This window comes from Frateuria defendens, from assembly GCF_001182895.1.
GTDB classification, from domain to species: Bacteria; Pseudomonadota; Gammaproteobacteria; order Xanthomonadales; family Rhodanobacteraceae; genus Frateuria_B; species Frateuria_B defendens.
In genome coordinates, this window is record NZ_LFQR01000001.1 from 12269 (window position 1) to 28367 (window position 16099).

Genomic DNA, 16099 nt, shown 5'->3' on the forward strand with positions numbered 1-16099 from the left:
CTCCATGCACTGCCCCTTCTGCCAGCACGAAGACACCCGCGTGATCGACTCGCGGCTGACCGAGGACGGCGCCACCGTGCGCCGCCGCCGGGAGTGTCCGCAGTGCGGCGAGCGCTTCAACACCTTCGAGACGGCCGAGCTCAAGCTGCCCGCCATCGTGAAGAGCGGCGAGCGGCGCGAGAGTTTCGACGAGCGCAAGCTCCGGGTGAGCTTCGAGCGCGCCCTGCAGAAGCGGCCGGTGGCGAGCCATGACGTGGACAACGCGGTGCGCGCCGTGGTCAACGACCTGCGCAAGAGCGGCGAGCGCGAGATCCCTTCGCGCCAGGTCGGCGAGCTGGTGATGCGCGAGCTCAAGAAGCTCGACCACGTGGCCTACGTGCGTTTCGCCTCGGTCTACCGCAAGTTCGAAGACGTGCAGGCGTTCCGCGAGGAGATCGAGAAGCTCGAGCGCGACCTGCCGGGGCTGGAGAGCCTGCAACTATCCCTGCTCGGCCAGGGCGCCAAGCGCGACAGCAGGAAGAACTGAGCCCCGCGAGCCGGGCCGCCGCATCTGCGAGAATGGCGGCCATGTCGCCATCCCCCTTCAGTTCCCTCGACCACCGCCACATGGCGCAGGCGCTGCGCCTGGCCGGGCGCGGCCTCTACACCACCCAACCCAATCCGCGCGTCGGCTGCGTGATCGCGCACGGCGAGGACGTCGTCGGCGAGGGCTGGCACCCGCGCGCGGGCGAGCCGCATGCGGAGGTGTTCGCGCTGCGCGCCGCGGGCGAACGGGCGCGCGGCGCCACCGCCTACGTGACGCTGGAGCCCTGCGCCCACCACGGCCGCACGCCGCCGTGCGCGGACGCGCTTATCGCCGCGGGCGTGGCGCGCGTGGTGGTCGCGGCGGAGGACCCGTTCCCGCAGGTGGACGGCCGCGGCATCGGCAAGCTGCGCGCCGCCGGCATCGCGGTCGAGGCCGGCCTGCTGCGCGAGGCCGCGCGCGAACTCAACGCCGGCTTCTTCAGTCGCATCGAACGCGGTCGCCCGTTCGTGCGGGTGAAGCTGGCGATGAGCCTGGACGGCCGCACCGCGCTGGGCAACGGCGAGTCGAAGTGGATCACCGGCGAGGCCGCGCGCGCCGACGTGCAGCGCTGGCGCGCGCGCAGCTCGGCCATCCTCACCGGCAGCGGCACCGTGCTGGCCGACGACCCGCGCCTTACCGTGCGCCTGCCGGCAGGCGAGGCCTTCGCGCCGCCGCTGCGCGTGGTGCTGGACCGCGCACTGCGCACGCCGGCCGGCAGCCACGTGCTGGACGGCAGCGCGCCCACGCTGCTGCTGCATGCCGCCGGCGCGGGAGAGGCCGCGGCGGATGCGGGCTGGACCGCCGGTGACCCGCGCTTCGCCCAGGTCGAACTCGCGGCCGTGCCGGAGCGCGGCGGTGCGCTCGACCTGCACGCGGCGCTCGCCCTGCTCGCCGGGCGCGGCTGCAACGAGGTGCACGTGGAAGCCGGCCCCACCCTGTGCGGCGCGCTGCTCGAAGCGGGGCTCGCGGACGAGTTGCTGCTCTACGTCGCGCCACTGCTGCTGGGCGATCACGCGCGGCCGCTGCTGCGCCTGCCGCCGCTGGCCGAGATGGCCGCGCGCTGGCGGCTGCGGGTGCTGGAGCAGCGCACGGTGGGGACGGACTGGCGTCTGCGGTTGCGCCCGGCCTGAGCGCCGGGGTGCGTGCGCCGCTGCCGAGGCCGCCGGCTGGCCGCATCGCTTCGGTGCAGGTTTTCGCCGCGGCGTCTAGGTCGAGAGGTGCGGTCGCAGAAGCGGCCATGCGGCGAGCCGCCTGCGGGCGGAAAGGCGCCGTGCTCCATGCCCGCGAACGGATGCCGGGCGGCTGAACGCGCCCCAACGCAGGCGCCGGCGGCCTGGCAACGCCGTTCATCGGCGGGACGTTAGATTGGGTCCTGCGGTTGCGCCGGAGCGGCCCATGCCAGTCAATCCCTCGCCTCATGCCTGCGTGTTGCCGTCGTCGCCACGGCTGCGGCAGGCGCGACGCGATGAGGAACCGGCGCGACCCGCGTCGCCGGCCTACGAGCCGGCGCGGCCTGGTGCCGGAAGCCGCTGGTCGGCGCCCGACGTGCTGTGGCTGTGGCTGCTGTTGGTCCTTGGCCTGGCGGCCCGCTGGCTGCACATCGGCCGCCAGCCGTTCTGGCTGGACGAGGTGTTCACCTACCAGCGGGTCCAGCTTGGCCTGGGGGCGCTGGTCGCCGACAGCCTCGCCAACCGGCACCTGCCCAACTACTACCTGATGCTGCAATGGCTGGCGCCGCCCGATGCCGGCTACGCCGCCCTGCGCATGCCGTCGGCATGGTTCGGCACCTTGTCGGTGGGCGTGGTGTTCGCGATCGCGCACCGCGTCGGCGGCCGCGCCGCGGCCGTGATCGCCGGCCTGCTGATGGCGCTGTCGCCCGCGCAGGTGCAGTACGGCCAGGAGGCGCGTTCCTACGCACTGGTGGTGCTGCTGATCGCCGTGGCGCTGTGGGGGCTGGTGCGGCTGGCGCTGCCCGAGCGGCCCGGCGCCGACCGCGCCGGCTGGATCGCCTACACCCTGGGCACCATCGGGGCGCTGGACGTGCTGGGCGACACGCTGCCCTGGCTGCTGGCCTCCAACCTGGCGCTGTATTTCGTCTGGCGCGCGCGGCGCGAAACGCCCTGGACGCCGCCGGACGCCGCCGCCTTCCGGCGCGGCTGGCTGCTGAGCCAGCTGGCGGCCCTGGTGTGCTGCGCGCCGTTCTACGTGGCCATCCTCGCGGCCAGCGACGGCCAGATGCTGCACAAGTTCGACTGGGTGCCGGCGCTGGGCTGGCACAACCTGTGGGTTGCGGTGGGCAGCACGTACCTGATGCGCTCGGCGCTGGTGGTGCGCATGGGGCTGCTGCCGACGGCGGTGGCACTGCTGGCGCCGGTAGTGGCCTTGCTGGGCGGCGTGGGGTGGTTCCGCCTGCGCAAGCGGCTGGACGGCCGGGTGCTGCTGCTGGGGTTCGCGGTGCTGCCGCTGTCGTTGCTCGCCATCTCGCTGTTCAAGCCGGTGCTGGTGCCGCGCTACATCCTGTGGAGCGCGGCGCCGTTCTTCGTGCTGGCCGGCGTGGGCGCCGCCGCACTGCCGCGGCGCATCGCGCCGATGGCGGTGGCGGGCCTGCTGCTGATGGGGGCGGTGAACCTGCTGCCGCTGTACCGGCTCGAGGTCAAGCCGCGCTGGGACCTGGCGGCGAGCACGCTGGCCACCCGGGTGCGCCCCGGCGACACCGTGCTGACCGCCGACCCGAACGCGCCCTCGATGCTCCGGGCCTTGCAACCGAAGCAGGTGCCGGCGATCGAGGCCAGCGCCCTGGTCACCGACCGCCTCGACGTGGCCCTTGCGCGCTGGCGCCAGGGCAGCCGCGTGTGGGCCGTGAACGGCCGCTCGGCACTGGGGCGCGGGGAAGACCTCGTCGCCTTCGAGGCGCGCCTCAACGCCCTGGGCGTGCCGGCCGCGCGCATCCGGGCGGGCAAGGAGATCACCATCCTGGTGTTTCCCGCCCCCGGCGCGGCGGCCGCGGTGCAAGCCGAGGCGCCGGCGACGCGGCGGGTTTCGTCCCCGGGCGCCAGCACGTAGGCTGTGGCGATTGCTGGGGACCTGGGAGTGCAACGTGACGCGATTGCCTGGCCGTGCCATGCGCGGCGCCGTCCGGCGCCGGCGCGCGGGAATGGGCCGCTGGCTGGGGTGCCTGCTGCTGGCCGGGCTCGGCGGCGTCGCCGCGACGGCGCATGCGGCGGGCTTCGAGCTGGTGGCGCTGGGCGTGAACGGCGGCCTGGAGGACGGCAATCTGTCTTCCTACCTGATCCGCGCGGACGACGCGCCGCGTTACCTCGCGCTCGACGCCGGCAGCGTGCTGCCGGGCATCCGCGCCGCCTTGCGGCAGGGTGCGCTGGCCGGGGGCAGGGGGGCGAGCGGCGAGGCGGCGGTGGGCGAGGTGTTCCGCCAGCGGATCGGCGCCTACTTCATCAGCCACGCCCATCTCGACCACGTGGCCGGCCTGCTGATCGCCGCCACCGACGACACCGGCCGCAAGCCCATCTACGGCCTCGCCGGCACGCTGGATGCGCTCAGCCGCAACTACTTCAACTGGTCCGCCTGGCCCAACTTCGCCGACCGCGGCGAGGCGCCCGCGCTCGGCCGCTACGCGCTCACCGCCGAGGCGCCGGGGCAGCCGTTCGCCATCGCCGGCACGGCGCTCGAAGGCACGGTCTACCCGCTGGCGCACGACCGCGTCACCTCCTCGATGCTGCTGCTGCGCGACGGCGCGGACTACTTCGCCTACTTCGGCGACACCGGCCCGGACGCCGTGCAGCACAGCGATCGCCTCGCCGCGATCTGGCAGGTGCTCGGCCCGCTGGTGCGCCGGCACGCGCTGCGCGGCCTGCTGATCGAAACCTCGTACCCGAACGGCCTGCCCGACTCGCGCCTCTACGGCCATCTCACCCCGGCATGGCTGCTGCGCGAACTGAAGCGGCTGGAGGCCGCGTCCGGCGGGGTGGGCTCATTGCGTGGCCTGGACGTGGTGATCGGCCACATCAAGCCCAGCCTGGAGCCGGGGCGCGATCCGCGCGCCTTGATCGCCGAGCAGCTCGCGGCGGGCAATACGCCGGGCGTGCATTTCGTGTTGCCGCGGCAGGGCGAGCGGTTGCGCCTGGCCGCGCCCTAGCGCCGGCCTCGCGCACGAATGTAGGAGTGCGCTTGCGCGCGACCGCGGCGCCGGCTGGTCGCGCGCCAGCGCGCTCCCACGGGTGCGAGGCAGGCAGGAAGTGGTAATAGATAGCCGGCCGCGCCCTTCGCCCGCTCCTACGGGCGAGGGGCAGGCAGCGGCGGCGCGGCGGTCGCGCGCAAGTGCGCTCCTACAGGTGTGGGGCAGGCGGTTTCAGCGGCTCGTCGCCAGGCACAGCGAGCACACCACGCCCGCATGCTCGACCGAATGCAGCACGTCCGGCCGCTCGAAGGCCTGGCCGCAGGCGAGGCAGTCGTATTCGCCGCCGGCCGGGGTGCCGTCCGCCTCGAAGCGCGGCGCGGCGATGCCGTCCTCGTGCCGGCGCAGGTAGTAGCGTCCGCGCGTGAGCCACGCCATCAGCGGCGTGGCGGCGAGCGCCACGATCACCGCGATCAGCGGCGAATACGCGGACAGCGTGGCGCCCAGCGCGCCGAAGTAGGCGGCGATGGAGAGCCCGCTGGAGAGCACGAACGACACCACGCCCACCGGGTTCACCGGGTAGAGCATGCCGCGGCGGAACTCCGGCAGCTTGGGCGAGAGGCCAAGCAGGTACTTGTTGACCACGATGTCGGTGGCCACCGTCACCACCCAGGCGATGGCGCAGTTGGAGTAGAAGCCGAGGATGTTGCCGAGGAAGGCGAACATGTTGCCCTCCATCAGCGCCAGCGCGATGGCGAGGTTCACCAGCACGAACACCAGCCGGCCGGGGTAGCGGCGGGTGAGGCGGGTGAAGGCGTTGGTCCAGGCCAGCGAGCCGGAGTAGGCGTTGGTCACGTTGATCTTGATCTGGCTGATCACCACCAGCACCACCGCCAGGGCCAGGGCCAGCCAGCCGGGCACTGCCGCGCTGAAGGCGCCGACGAACTGCTGCACCGGCTCGGTGGCTTCCTGCGGCGTGAGCCGCGCCAGGATGTACACCGCCAGGAACGCGCCGATGGCCTGCTTGAGCGCACCCAGCACCACCCAGCCCGGGCCGGCGGCGATCACCGCCGTCCACCACGCGCGCCGGTTGGCCGCGGTCTTGGGCGGCATGAAGCGCAGGTAGTCCACCTGCTCGCCGATCTGGCCCATCAGCGACAGCGCCACGCCGGCGCCCAGCATCACCGCGGCGGCGCTCACCGGCTCGCCGGCGCCGCTGCCGCGAAAGTCGAGCCAGCGGTCGAAGCTGGACGGGTCCTGCCACAGCAGCCAGGCGATCGGGCCGATCATCAGCACCAGCCACAGCGGCGTGGTCCACACCTGCAGCTTGCTGAGCGCGCGCATGCCGTAGATCACCAGCGGGATCACCAGCAGGGTGGAGACGAGGTAGCCCGCCCACAGCGGCAGGTGCAGGCCGATCTTCAGGCCCTGCGCCATGATCGAGCCTTCCAATGCGAAGAAGATGAAGGTGAAGCTGGCGAAGATCACGCTGGTCAGCACCGAGCCGTAGTAGCCGAAGCCGGCGCCGCGGGTGATCAGGTCCAGGTCGATGTTGTAGCGCGCGCCGTAGTAGGCCAGCGGCAGGCCGGTGAGGAAGATCAGCACCGCGGCGAAGGCGATCGCCAGCAGCGCGTTCACCGTGCCGTGGGCCAGCGCGATGCCGGCGCCGATGGAGAAATCCGCAAGGTAGGCGATGCCGCCCAGCGCGGTGATCGCCACCACCGCCGGGCTCCAGCGCCGGTAGCTGCGCGGGGCGTAGCGCAGGGTGTAGTCCTCCAGCGTCTCGCTGGCGGTGCGGGCGCGGGCGGCGGTGTCTGGTGCGGGCATGGGCGCTCTCTCCACGGTCGTGCTGGGCCTGGATCGACCATGCCGCGGGGGGTGCTGCTTTGCAATATCGCGCACCACACCATGCGTGGGCGTACCGCCAGGGAAACGCTGCATTCCCCGCCGCGGCGCCATCGGGGGCCGGCGGCGGCCGGGCGCAGTGCTACACTTCGCCGCACAACACGACGTCTTCAGGGCGGGGCGAAATTCCCCACCGGCGGTAGGTTCCCCCAGGAACGAGCCCGCGAGCGCCTCTGCTCCGCAGAGGGTCAGCAGATCCGGTCCGATGCCGGAGCCGACGGTTACAGTCCGGATGAAAGAAGACGGCCAGGCATGCGGCCCGCGCGGCCGTGCGCCGGCCTCATGCCTTGGGGCGTTCCCACGTACCGACGCGGAGAACGTTTCATGCCCGACCTCGCTTCCCTCGCCGCCGCCTCCCCGCGGGAGGTGTTCTGATGTTCACCGGCATCATCCAGGCCGTGGGCCGCATCGCGCGGCTGGAGCCGCGCGGCGGCGACGTGCGCCTGGCCGTCGATACGGCCAGCCTCGACCTCGCCGACGTGCAGCTCGGCGATTCCATCTCCGTCTCCGGCGTGTGCCTCACCGCGGTGACGCTGGAATCGCGCGGCTTCAGCGCCGACGTCTCCAACGAAACGCTCTCGCTCACCACGCTCGGCCAGCTGAAGGCCGGCGACCCGGTGAACCTGGAGAAGGCCCTGCGCCTGGCCGACCGGCTGGGCGGGCACCTCGTCTCCGGCCACGTGGACGGCGTGGGCAAGGTGGTGTCGGTGACGCCCGACGGCCGCTCGCAGCGCTGGACCTTCGAGGTGCCGGCCGCGCTCGCGCGCTACATCGCCGCCAAGGGCTCGGTCTGCATCGACGGCACCAGCCTCACCGTGAACGAGGTGGCCGGCACGCGCTTCGGCGTCAACCTGATCCCGCACACGGTGGAGCACACCGCCTTCCACGCGCGCCGCCCGGGCGACGCGGTGAACATCGAGGTGGACGTGGTGGCGCGCTACATCGAGCGGCTGATCGGCAGCGGCGAGTCGCCGAGGCTGGATGAGGCGTTCCTCAAGCGGCATGGGTTTGCGTGAGGGGTGTTGCACGCGTTGGGCGCGTGCAGGGGGGCCAGTGGCGCAACTCACGAGTGCCACGACCTCGCTCCCTCTCCCCGGCGGGGGAGAGGGTTGGGGTGAGGGGGGCACGGTCGCCATATCCCCGCTTCGGACGAGCCTTCCCGCGAGCACCCGCCCCTCACCTCGGTCCTCTCCCCGGCGGGGAGAGGAAGCAAAGCGCGGCGCCCAAGCCTCACCGAGAAGACTCACCCGCTGACGCCTACCCATTACCCAGCTTCCATCGTGCCCCCGGCCACGACTGCCGCCACCCACACGCCCCCGCACTCCCTCCACCGGACAACATCCCATGAGCTTCAACACCATCCCCGAGATCCTCGACGACATCCGCGCCGGCCGCATGGTGGTGATCCTCGACGACGAGGACCGCGAGAACGAGGGCGACATCATCATGGCCGCCGAGAAGGTGCGGCCGGAGGACGTGAACTTCATGGTGCGCGAGGCGCGCGGCCTGCTGTGCCTCACCCTCACCGAGCCGCGCACGCGCCAGCTGGGCTTGAAGCCCATGGTGAGCGACAACACCTCGCCGTACCACACCAACTTCACCGTCTCCATCGAGGCCGCCGAGGGCGTCACCACCGGCATCTCCGCGCACGACCGCGCGCACACCATCCGCGTGGCGGCGAAGCCGGACGCCAGGCCGCAGGATCTCTCCCAGCCCGGCCATATCTTCCCGCTCACCGCGCAGCCCGGCGGCGTGCTGACCCGCGCCGGCCACACCGAGGCCGGCTGCGACCTCGCGGCGCTGGCGGGGCTGGAGCCCTCGTCGGTGCTGATCGAGATCCTGCACGAGGACGGCTCGATGGCGCGCCGGCCGGAACTGGAAGCCTTCGCGACGAAGCACGGCCTGAAGATCGGCACCATCGCCGACCTGATCCGCTACCGGCTGGAAACCGAGAAGACCGTGCAGCGCGTGCACGAGGAAGACGTGGACACCGAGTTCGGCCCGTTCCGCCTGGTGGCCTACCGCGACGCCATCCGCCGCGGCCTGCACTTCGCCCTGGTGCGCGGTGCGGTGGACGACGGCACGCCGGTGCTCGCGCGCGTGCACGTGCGCAACACGCTCTCCGACGTGCTGCACCTCAAGCGCGACGACCTCGGCCTCACCGTCACCGCCGCGCTGCGGCGCCTCGACGAGGAAGGCCGCGGCGTGCTGCTGGTGCTCTCCGGCGAGGACACCGCCGAAGCGCTGCTCGAGCGCCTCACCCGCCAGCCCGCGCCGCCGGCGCCGCGCGACGCGCAGCAGGAGTGGCGCCAGCTCGGCCTCGGCGCGCAGATCCTCACCGACCTCGGCGTGCACCGACTGCGCGTGCTGGGCACGCCGCGCAAGCTGGTGGGGCTGGGGGGCTTCGGGCTCGAAGTGGTCGAGTACGTATGAACCGCCTGCCGCACGCCATGCCCGCCGCCGTGCCCGCGCACCGTTTCGGCCGCGGGCGCGGCTATGCTCGGCCAGGTTCGCGCCTCGTCGGGCCCGCATGCCGTGCTTGAGCGGGCGCGCGGGTCCAGCCATACGGAATCGACCATGCAAGCCGCCCACGTCCGCCTGATCGCCCCCTCCGGCTACCCCCACGACCGCGCCGCCATGGCGCGCGGCGTGGCGCGCCTGCGCGAGGCCGGCTGCACGGTCGAAGGGCTCGAGGTACTGGAGCGCGCCGAGTTGCGCTTCGCCGGCAGCGACGCCGAGCGCGCGGCGGACCTCAACGCGCTGGCCACGCTGGATGCGCTGCCCGACGTCGCCCTGGCGGTGCGCGGCGGCTACGGCGCCATCCGCCTGCTCGACCAGCTCCACTACGGCGCGCTGCGCGAGCGGCTGGCCGGCAGCGCCCTCGCGCTGGTGGGGCACAGCGATTTCACCGCCGTGCAGATGGCGCTGCACGCGCGCTGCGGCCTGGTGAGCCTCGCCGGCCCGATGCTGGGGCCGGACTTCGGTGCGGCGGCGTTGAGCGCGCTGACCCTGACGCACTTCTGGCGCACGCTGGGCGCCGCGCACGGCGAGGCGGCGTGGGACACCGACGCCGAGGCCGGGCTGGACGTGGAAGGCCCGCTGTGGGGCGGCAACCTCGCCATGCTGTGCAGCCTGCTCGGCACGCCGTACTTCCCGCGCCTGGACGGCGGCCTGCTGTTCGTGGAGGACGTGGGCGAACCGCCGTTCCGCATCGAGCGGCTGTTCTATCAGCTCAAGCTCGCCGGCGTGCTGGATCGCCAGCGCGCCGTGCTCCTGGGCGATTTCACCGCCTGCCGCGCCAGCGCCTACGACAACGGCTACGACCTCGCCGAGGCGTTCGCCCAGCTGCGCCGCATCGCCGGCATCCCGGTGCTCGGCGGCCTGTCGTTCGGCCACGTGCCGGACAAGTTCACCCTGCCGTTCGGCGCGCCGGCGCGGCTGCGCGCGGAGGGTGGGCGGGCGCGGCTGGATTTCCACGGCTACCCGCACCTGCGCCACGCCGCCGCACCGGCCGGCGCCACCGCCGCACCGGCGCGGCAAAACCCGTAAAATGCCCGGTCCCCCAGGGATCGCGATCCATACAGGAACCACCGCAATGAAGATCATCGAAGGCGATTTCGCCACGCCCGCGGGCCGCTTCGCCATCGTCGCCGGCCGCTTCAACGGCTTCGTCGTCGAGCCGCTGGTGGCCGGCGCGCGCGACGCGCTGGTGCGCCACGGCGTGCAGGACGACGCCATCGACCTGGTCCGCGTGCCGGGCGCGTGGGAGATCGCGCTGGCCGCGCACAAGCTCGCCGCCTCCGGTCAGTACGCCGCGGTGATCGCGCTGGGCGCGGTGATCCGCGGCGCCACGCCGCACTTCGACTACGTCGCCGGCGAGTGCGCCAAGGGCCTGGCCAAGGCCGCGCTGGACACCGGCGTGCCGGTGAGCTTCGGCGTGCTCACCACCGACAGCATCGAGCAGGCCATCGAGCGCTCCGGCACCAAGGCCGGCAACAAGGGCGCCGACGCCGCCGTCGCCGCGCTGGAGATGGTCAACCTGTACGGGAAACTGGCATGAGCCATCACCCCGGCGGCCATCACCCCAGCGGCATCGACATGGCCGCGCGCTCGCGCGCCCGCCGCCGCGCGCTGCAGGCGCTGTACGCCTGGCAGATGAGCGGCAGCAGCATGAACGCGGTGATCGAGCAGTTCCGCCACGAGCAGGACATGGAAGTGGCCGACCTCGACTACTTCGAGGACCTGCTGCTCGGCGTGGACAAGCACCTGGCGGAACTCGACGCCTTGCTCCAGCCGCACGTGGACCGTGAGGTGGCGCAGATCGACCCGATCGAGCGCGCCGCGCTGCGCCTGGGCGCCTACGAGCTGAAGTTCCGCCCCGACGTGCCGTACCGGGTGATCCTCAACGAGGCCATCGAAGTCACCAAGCGCTTCGGCGCCGACCACGGCCACTCCTACGTCAACGGCGTGCTGGACAAGCTGGCCGGCGAGCTGCGCGCGGTGGAGAAGCAGCCGCGCTGAGCCGGCCGGCCATCCACGGGTCCGCACACGCGGTCGGTGGCGCCTAGCCGTCGCAGCGCTCGCGGCTGTTGTCCGCGATGCCTGCGATCAGCCAGCGCCCCTCGACCCGCGCCAGGTTCACCACATCCGTGCCGCAGTGGTGTGCCTTGCCGTTGAGCAGGAAGGTGTAGGGCGCCCAGATCACCGCGATGTCGTCGTCGATGTGGATCTTGGGATCGCGGATGCGCTCCTCGATCCTGTCCTTGCCCGGCTTCACGCGGTCGACGAACTCGCCCAGCTTAAGCTGCACCGGCTTGCCGTGGCGCATCAGCGTGGCGCCGCCCTCGGGCAGCACCAGGGCGCGCATCGCCGCCTGGTCGTAGCGCGCCATGGCATCGAAGAAAGCCTGCACTGGCGCCAGTACGGCCTGCTCCGGCGGCGTGGCGGCCGGCGCCGGCGCGGCGCAGGCCAGCGCCAGGCCTGCGAACAAGGCGGGCGCGCCCGCTCGCCCGGCACGACGGCGCGAAGCGGTGACGGCGCGGGCGAGGCGGCGGGGCAGGGCGTGGCGCATGGCGGCTCTCCGTGGGGGGCGGGCGATTGTAGCCAGCGCCGATGGGCCAAGGGGCGAAGGCTTGGGGGCGAAGGCTCGGGGGCGAAGGTATTGGGGACGCAGGCTTGCGCCGCGGGGCCGCGGGTGTTCTGCTCTTGCCCCGTTCCGCATCCCCGCCCGTCATGGAATTCCAGCTGATCGAACGCATCCGCGAGGCCACCGCGCAGAGCCGCGAAGACGTGCACTTGGGGATAGGCGACGACGCCGCCGTGCTGGCCGTGCCGGCCGGGCAGGAGCTGGCGATGGCGATCGACACCCTGGTCGAGGGCGTGCACTTTCCCCACGGCACGGCGCCGGCCGACGTCGGCTGGAAGGCGCTGGCGGTGAACCTCTCCGACCTCGCCGCAATGGGCGCGAGCCCGGCCTGGGCGATGCTCGCGCTCACCCTGCCGCAGCCGGACGAGGCCTTCGTGGAAGGCTTCGCGCAGGGCTTCGCCGAACTCGCGCGGCCGCATCGCCTGGCCTTGGTGGGCGGCGACACCACGCGCGGTCCGCTGGCCGTGAGCGTGGCGATCCACGGCTTCGTGCCGACGGGCCAGGCGCTGGTGCGCGGCGGCGCGCGCGCGGGCGACGCGGTGCTGGTCACCGGCACGCTGGGCGACGGCGCGGCGGGCCTGCGGCTGCTGCAACGGCGCGATCCAGGCTTGGCGGACGACCCGCGCGCGACGTACCTGCTCGAACGGCTGAACCGGCCCACGCCGCGGCTGGCCGCCGGCATGGCCCTGCGCGGGCGCGCCAGCGCCTGCATCGACGTTTCCGACGGCCTGCTCGCCGACCTCGGCCACCTGTGTGCCGCCAGCGGCGTCGGTGCGGAGATCGACGTGCAGCACCTGCCGCGTTCGCCCGCCTTGCTCGCCCTGTTCGACGAGAACGCCTCCATCGAACTGGCCCTGAGCGGCGGCGACGACTACGAGCTGTGCTTCACCGTGCCGGCCGCCCAGGTGGCCGCGGTGCAGGCCGACCTGGCGCGGCTGGGCTGCGGCGCCACGCGCATCGGCCGCATCGTCGAGGGCCGCGACATCGCCGTGCGCGACGGCGAGCGCCCGCTGGCCCCCGCGCGCACCGGCTGGGATCATTTCCCCGCATGATCGAGCGCAAGACACTCACCGCCGCACAGCGCCGCGCGCTGCTCGCCAGCCCGGCCGGCTGGCTGGCCTGCGGCTTCGGCTCCGGCCTCGCGCCGGTGGCGCAGGGCACCTTCGGCTCGCTGGCCGCGCTGCTGCCGTGGCTGCTGCTGCGGACGTTGCCGCTGCCGGTCTACGCGCTGGTGCTCGCGGCCGGCTTCCTCATCGGCGTGTGGGCCTGCAACGCGGCCGAGCGCGCGCTGGGCGTGGCCGACCACCGCAGCGTGGTGTGGGACGAATTCATCGGCCAGTGGCTGGCCCTGCTGCCGCTGCTGCTGGTGCCGGCGCCGTGGTGGGGCATCGTCGCCGGCTTCGCGCTGTTCCGCCTGTTCGACGTGTGGAAGCCCTGGCCCATCGGCTGGCTCGACCGCCGCCTCAAGGGCGGGCTGGGCGTGATGGTGGACGACGTGGTGGCCGGTGTCTTCGCGGCGGTGGCGTTGGCGGCGCTGCTGCGCGGCCTGGCCTGACCGCCGCCGCATTGCGTTCGCCGCGCGCCGGCGCGAAGGCTCAAGAGGCTCTGCGCCCGCCATATCCCATGCGGCGCAATGTGGTGTCGCGCCGGCCCCAGTGATGCCACAGCGCGGAGGCGGCGTGCGCCGCGGCCAGCCAGAGCAGGAGGTCGCCGAGCTGGATGTGGATCACCTCGATCGGCCGGACCAGATCGTGGTTGGGCGCGATCAGCGCCGGCAGGGGCAGGCCGAGGAAATCCTGCACGCGGCCGTTGGCCTGGTAGACCAGCATGCCGAGCACCGGCAGCGCCAGCAGCAGCGCATACAGGACCACGTGCACCAGCCGCGCGGCGGCGTGCTGCCAGCGCGGCAGTGGCGGCTCGACCGGCGGCGTGCGGCCGGCCAGGCGCAAGAGCAGGCGCGGCAGCAGCACCAGCAGGGCGGCCAGGCCGAACTGCGTGTGCGCGTACATCGCGCCGCTGCGCAGGGCCGAGCCGCGCGGCGCGTAGTGGTGCAGCTCGGCCAGCGCGATCGCCACGACCACCAGCGCGGCGGTGAGCCAATGCAGGTGTCGCAGCCAGAGGCCGTAACGCGGGGAGGGGGGCATGCTCGATACTCGTTTGCGCACGTAGGGGTGGATAGGGAACAAGGGCGTCCGCGCGGGCCGGCCTCCAGGGGGAGAGCGGGCGGCCGGCCCGCCGGACGAAACGGGTCGCTCAGCCGGTCGGCGCGTGGCGCGGCAGTCTGAGGCAGAAGACCAGGCCGATGCCGATGGCGCTGAACACCAGCGGCACCAGCAGGGCGTATTGCCAGCCGCCCGACCACTTCACCAGGTAGGCCATGACGATCGGGAACAGGCCGGCGCTGAAGTTGCCCCAGAAGGCGGTCCAGCCGACCAGCACCGGCGTGCGGTCGCCGCCGATGTCCTGCACCGTCGACCAGACCATGCTCTGCACGATGCCCACGCCGGCCAGCGACAGGCACAGGGTCGCGATGACGGCGGCCATGCTGGACAGCCACGGCACCAGCGACAGCGAAACGCCGCCCAGGCAGAAGCCCACCACGGCGGCGGGCAGCCTGGCCAACTTCAGCGAGCCGGTGCGCGTCAGCACATGGTCGGCGACGAAGCCCGCGAGCGTGACGCTGACGTAGAGGGTGAGCCAGGGTATGGCCGTGTACCAGCCCGAGGCCGAGAGCGTCACGCCCTTTTCCTGCACCAGGTAGGTGGGGAGCCAGCTCAGGAAGAAGCTCTGCGTGCAGATCAGGCAGAAGTAGAGCGCCGCCATCGCCCAGGTATTGGGCAGCTTGAGGAACGCCGGGAACGAGGTCGTGCCCGTGGTCGCCTTGGGCGGCCCGGCCGGCGCGACGGCCGGCGCGGCGACGGAGCGCGTCCCGGCGATCCACATGAGGGCCAGGGCGATGCCCAGCACGGCGTAGGCGTAGAAACACACCCGCCACCCGTAGCGGTAGGTGACGCTGCCGGTGACGATCGAGCCGATCACCGGGCCGATGTATTGCCCCGACAGCGCGATGGCGGTGCAGCGCGAGCGCTGCGCGAGCGGAAACCACGCGCGGATGGCCGCGATCGAGCTGGGCCAGTCGGGCGCCTGCGCCGCGCCCAGCAGCAGGCGCAGCAGGAGCAGGCTCCAGAAGCCGGTCGCCAGGGGCATGAAGCCGATCGCGATCGACCAGCCCACCAGGGCCACGGCCATCAGCCGGCGGAAGCCGAAGCGCTGCACCAGCCATCCCGACGGCAATTGGAAGGCGGCATAGGTCCACGAAATGGACGCCAACACGTAGGACATGCGGGTGAGGCTGAAGCCGAACTCGCTCTGGATCTGGGACGCCACGATGACGAAGGCGTTGCGGTCCACCGACAGGATCAGGTTGATCGGCACCAGGATGGCGAGGAAGGGCATCCATGCGCCGATCCGCTGCCCGGCGCGCCGGTCGCCCGCGGGGGCGTTGGCGGCGGTGTCCTGCATGGGGTTGGGGCTTGCCGTCGTATTCATCGGGAGGGCCGGTGCGCGATAAACCTGTGGATGGGATGACCTTGCATGGCGCGTCCGGCAACCGCGGCTGCCGGATGCGCCATGCCATGCGCCGCCCGCGAAAGCGGCCGGCTGTCCTCGGCGGCTCCGGCCCCACCTTCTCCGATGCGGGCGGGGCCGTCTTGTACGTTCCCCCCCCAGACCATCGAGGGCGCCGTGCGCGCGGCGCTGGCGTCTTCACCTTGCGCGAGCGGCCCGGCGTGGGCGAGACCTTGGCTTTCCCCCGGGCCCCGCATCCTTGGCCGGTGCGGGCGTCGAGGCCATCATTGGAAAGATCCGCGCGGGTGTCACCCTGTATTTTTTTAGAGGGGGCGCGGGACTCATTCCGTTGACGCGGCCTCCGCTGCGCCCGGCTGCGGCGTTTCGGCCGCCGGTAGCCGGCGCGCATCGCCGATTTCCGTCGCGGGCGTGTCGCTCTCGTCCTTCAGGGCGACGCCGGTGGCGCCGCTGCGCCGGGCCGCCTCCAGCAGCCACCACAGCTTGCGTGCGGCCGCGGCGCAGGACAGGCCGCCGGGGCGGATGTTGGAGAGGCAGTTGCGCGCGGCATCGGTGAGGCCCTGGCGCGGATGCGCGGTGAGGTAGACGCCCAGGCTGTCCGGCGCACTGAGGCCGGGCCGCTCGCCGATCAGCACCGCCACCATGCGCGCGCCCAGCAGCTCGCCGCAGGCATCGCCCAGGGCCACGCGCGCCTGCGTGGCGACGAGCGCGGGGCCGATGCGCCAGCCGTCCGGCGCCTGGGCCAGCAGCGCCGCCGCCAGCGCCG

16 protein-coding genes and 1 riboswitch are annotated in these 16099 nt (G+C 72.9%); of the genes, 11 read left to right on the forward strand and 5 right to left on the reverse strand.

Annotated elements, in window-relative coordinates; translation table 11 throughout:
• Window positions 1-4: 4 nt before the first annotated feature.
• The 4 genes from nrdR (at window position 5) to ACH65_RS00070 (ending at window position 4718) form a co-directional block, all read left to right on the forward strand.
• Window positions 5-526, forward strand: a complete 522-nt coding sequence (nrdR, locus tag ACH65_RS00055; RefSeq protein WP_049620521.1) for a transcriptional regulator NrdR — start codon at window positions 5-7, stop codon at window positions 524-526.
• Window positions 527-567: 41 nt separating this feature from the next.
• Window positions 568-1695, forward strand: coding sequence for a bifunctional diaminohydroxyphosphoribosylaminopyrimidine deaminase/5-amino-6-(5-phosphoribosylamino)uracil reductase RibD (gene ribD, locus ACH65_RS00060; protein WP_237561390.1), 1128 nt, complete (start codon window positions 568-570; stop codon window positions 1693-1695).
• A 415-nt stretch (window positions 1696-2110) separates the two neighbouring features.
• Window positions 2111-3628 (forward strand): glycosyltransferase family 39 protein, encoded by a 1518-nt coding sequence (locus ACH65_RS00065; protein WP_049620522.1) that lies wholly within the window; start codon window positions 2111-2113, stop codon window positions 3626-3628.
• Window positions 3629-3719: 91 nt separating this feature from the next.
• Window positions 3720-4718, forward strand: a complete 999-nt coding sequence (locus ACH65_RS00070; RefSeq protein WP_049620523.1) for an MBL fold metallo-hydrolase — start codon at window positions 3720-3722, stop codon at window positions 4716-4718.
• Between the two features lie 213 nt (window positions 4719-4931).
• Here the strand turns inward: ACH65_RS00070 and ACH65_RS00075 are convergent, their stop codons facing one another.
• Window positions 4932-6524, reverse strand: a complete 1593-nt coding sequence (locus tag ACH65_RS00075; RefSeq protein WP_153242404.1) for a purine-cytosine permease family protein — start codon at window positions 6522-6524, stop codon at window positions 4932-4934.
• A 180-nt stretch (window positions 6525-6704) separates the two neighbouring features.
• Window positions 6705-6850, forward strand: a riboswitch (FMN riboswitch).
• Between the two features lie 126 nt (window positions 6851-6976).
• On the opposite strand from ACH65_RS00075, the gene ACH65_RS00080 reads away from it, so the two are divergent.
• From ACH65_RS00080 to nusB, 5 genes are all read left to right on the forward strand, one after another.
• Complete coding sequence (locus tag ACH65_RS00080) at window positions 6977-7618, forward strand: riboflavin synthase (RefSeq protein ID WP_049620525.1); 642 nt, start codon at window positions 6977-6979, stop codon at window positions 7616-7618.
• 328 nt (window positions 7619-7946) lie between these two features.
• Window positions 7947-9035, forward strand: a complete 1089-nt coding sequence (gene ribB / locus ACH65_RS00085) for a 3,4-dihydroxy-2-butanone-4-phosphate synthase (RefSeq protein ID WP_049620526.1) — start codon at window positions 7947-7949, stop codon at window positions 9033-9035.
• A gap of 144 nt (window positions 9036-9179) precedes the next feature.
• Window positions 9180-10151 carry a muramoyltetrapeptide carboxypeptidase gene (gene ldcA, locus ACH65_RS00090; protein WP_049620527.1) on the forward strand — a complete coding sequence of 324 codons (972 nt, stop codon included), beginning with the start codon at window positions 9180-9182 and terminating at the stop codon, window positions 10149-10151.
• A 46-nt stretch (window positions 10152-10197) separates the two neighbouring features.
• On the forward strand, window positions 10198-10662 hold the full coding sequence (gene ribH / locus ACH65_RS00095; protein WP_049620528.1) for a 6,7-dimethyl-8-ribityllumazine synthase: 465 nt from the start codon (window positions 10198-10200) through the stop codon (window positions 10660-10662).
• Complete coding sequence (gene nusB / locus ACH65_RS00100) at window positions 10659-11123, forward strand: transcription antitermination factor NusB (protein WP_049620529.1); 465 nt, start codon at window positions 10659-10661, stop codon at window positions 11121-11123. The genes ribH and nusB overlap by 4 nt, the downstream gene beginning before the upstream one ends.
• Window positions 11124-11166: 43 nt before the next feature.
• Here nusB and ACH65_RS00105 read toward each other — a convergent pair whose 3' ends face one another.
• The gene (locus ACH65_RS00105) at window positions 11167-11673 is read right to left on the reverse strand and encodes a nuclear transport factor 2 family protein (protein ID WP_082190044.1); all 507 of its coding nucleotides are present in this window, start codon (window positions 11671-11673) and stop codon (window positions 11167-11169) included.
• Between the two features lie 161 nt (window positions 11674-11834).
• Between ACH65_RS00105 and thiL the strand changes: the two genes are divergently transcribed.
• Both thiL and ACH65_RS00115 read left to right on the forward strand, forming a co-directional pair.
• A complete protein-coding gene (thiL, locus tag ACH65_RS00110; RefSeq protein WP_049620530.1) occupies window positions 11835-12800 on the forward strand; it encodes a thiamine-phosphate kinase in 966 nt (321 codons plus the stop codon).
• Window positions 12797-13303: a phosphatidylglycerophosphatase A family protein gene (locus tag ACH65_RS00115; RefSeq protein ID WP_049620531.1), complete on the forward strand. Its 507-nt coding sequence runs from the start codon at window positions 12797-12799 to the stop codon at window positions 13301-13303. Before thiL ends, ACH65_RS00115 begins: the two co-directional genes overlap by 4 nt.
• Before the next feature lie 40 nt (window positions 13304-13343).
• Here the strand turns inward: ACH65_RS00115 and ACH65_RS00120 are convergent, their stop codons facing one another.
• The 3 genes from ACH65_RS00120 to ACH65_RS00130 all read right to left on the reverse strand — a co-directional run.
• A complete protein-coding gene (locus ACH65_RS00120) occupies window positions 13344-13892 on the reverse strand; it encodes a cytochrome b (protein WP_049620532.1) in 549 nt (182 codons plus the stop codon).
• 109 nt (window positions 13893-14001) lie between these two features.
• A complete protein-coding gene (locus ACH65_RS00125) occupies window positions 14002-15297 on the reverse strand; it encodes an MFS transporter (protein WP_082190045.1) in 1296 nt (431 codons plus the stop codon).
• A 359-nt stretch (window positions 15298-15656) separates the two neighbouring features.
• Window positions 15657-16099: ethanolamine ammonia-lyase light chain EutC (locus tag ACH65_RS00130; protein ID WP_049620534.1), on the reverse strand; the 443-nt coding region annotated here is incomplete at its 5' end.

Coding starts and splice junctions, on each gene's coding strand:
- ribB (WP_049620526.1), top strand. CDS start 7,947: ATGAGCTTCAACACCATCCCCGAGATCCTCGACGACATCCGCGCCGGC.
- thiL (WP_049620530.1), top strand. CDS start 11,835: ATGGAATTCCAGCTGATCGAACGCATCCGCGAGGCCACCGCGCAGAGC.
- ACH65_RS00120 (WP_049620532.1), bottom strand. CDS start 13,892: ATGCCCCCCTCCCCGCGTTACGGCCTCTGGCTGCGACACCTGCATTGG.
- ribH (WP_049620528.1), top strand. CDS start 10,198: ATGAAGATCATCGAAGGCGATTTCGCCACGCCCGCGGGCCGCTTCGCC.
- ACH65_RS00115 (WP_049620531.1), top strand. CDS start 12,797: ATGATCGAGCGCAAGACACTCACCGCCGCACAGCGCCGCGCGCTGCTC.
- ACH65_RS00105 (WP_082190044.1), bottom strand. CDS start 11,673: ATGCGCCACGCCCTGCCCCGCCGCCTCGCCCGCGCCGTCACCGCTTCG.
- ACH65_RS00080 (WP_049620525.1), top strand. CDS start 6,977: ATGTTCACCGGCATCATCCAGGCCGTGGGCCGCATCGCGCGGCTGGAG.
- ACH65_RS00070 (WP_049620523.1), top strand. CDS start 3,720: ATGGGCCGCTGGCTGGGGTGCCTGCTGCTGGCCGGGCTCGGCGGCGTC.
- ACH65_RS00075 (WP_153242404.1), bottom strand. CDS start 6,524: ATGCCCGCACCAGACACCGCCGCCCGCGCCCGCACCGCCAGCGAGACG.
- ACH65_RS00125 (WP_082190045.1), bottom strand. CDS start 15,297: ATGAATACGACGGCAAGCCCCAACCCCATGCAGGACACCGCCGCCAAC.
- ldcA (WP_049620527.1), top strand. CDS start 9,180: ATGCAAGCCGCCCACGTCCGCCTGATCGCCCCCTCCGGCTACCCCCAC.
- nrdR (WP_049620521.1), top strand. CDS start 5: ATGCACTGCCCCTTCTGCCAGCACGAAGACACCCGCGTGATCGACTCG.
- ribD (WP_237561390.1), top strand. CDS start 568: ATGTCGCCATCCCCCTTCAGTTCCCTCGACCACCGCCACATGGCGCAG.
- nusB (WP_049620529.1), top strand. CDS start 10,659: ATGAGCCATCACCCCGGCGGCCATCACCCCAGCGGCATCGACATGGCC.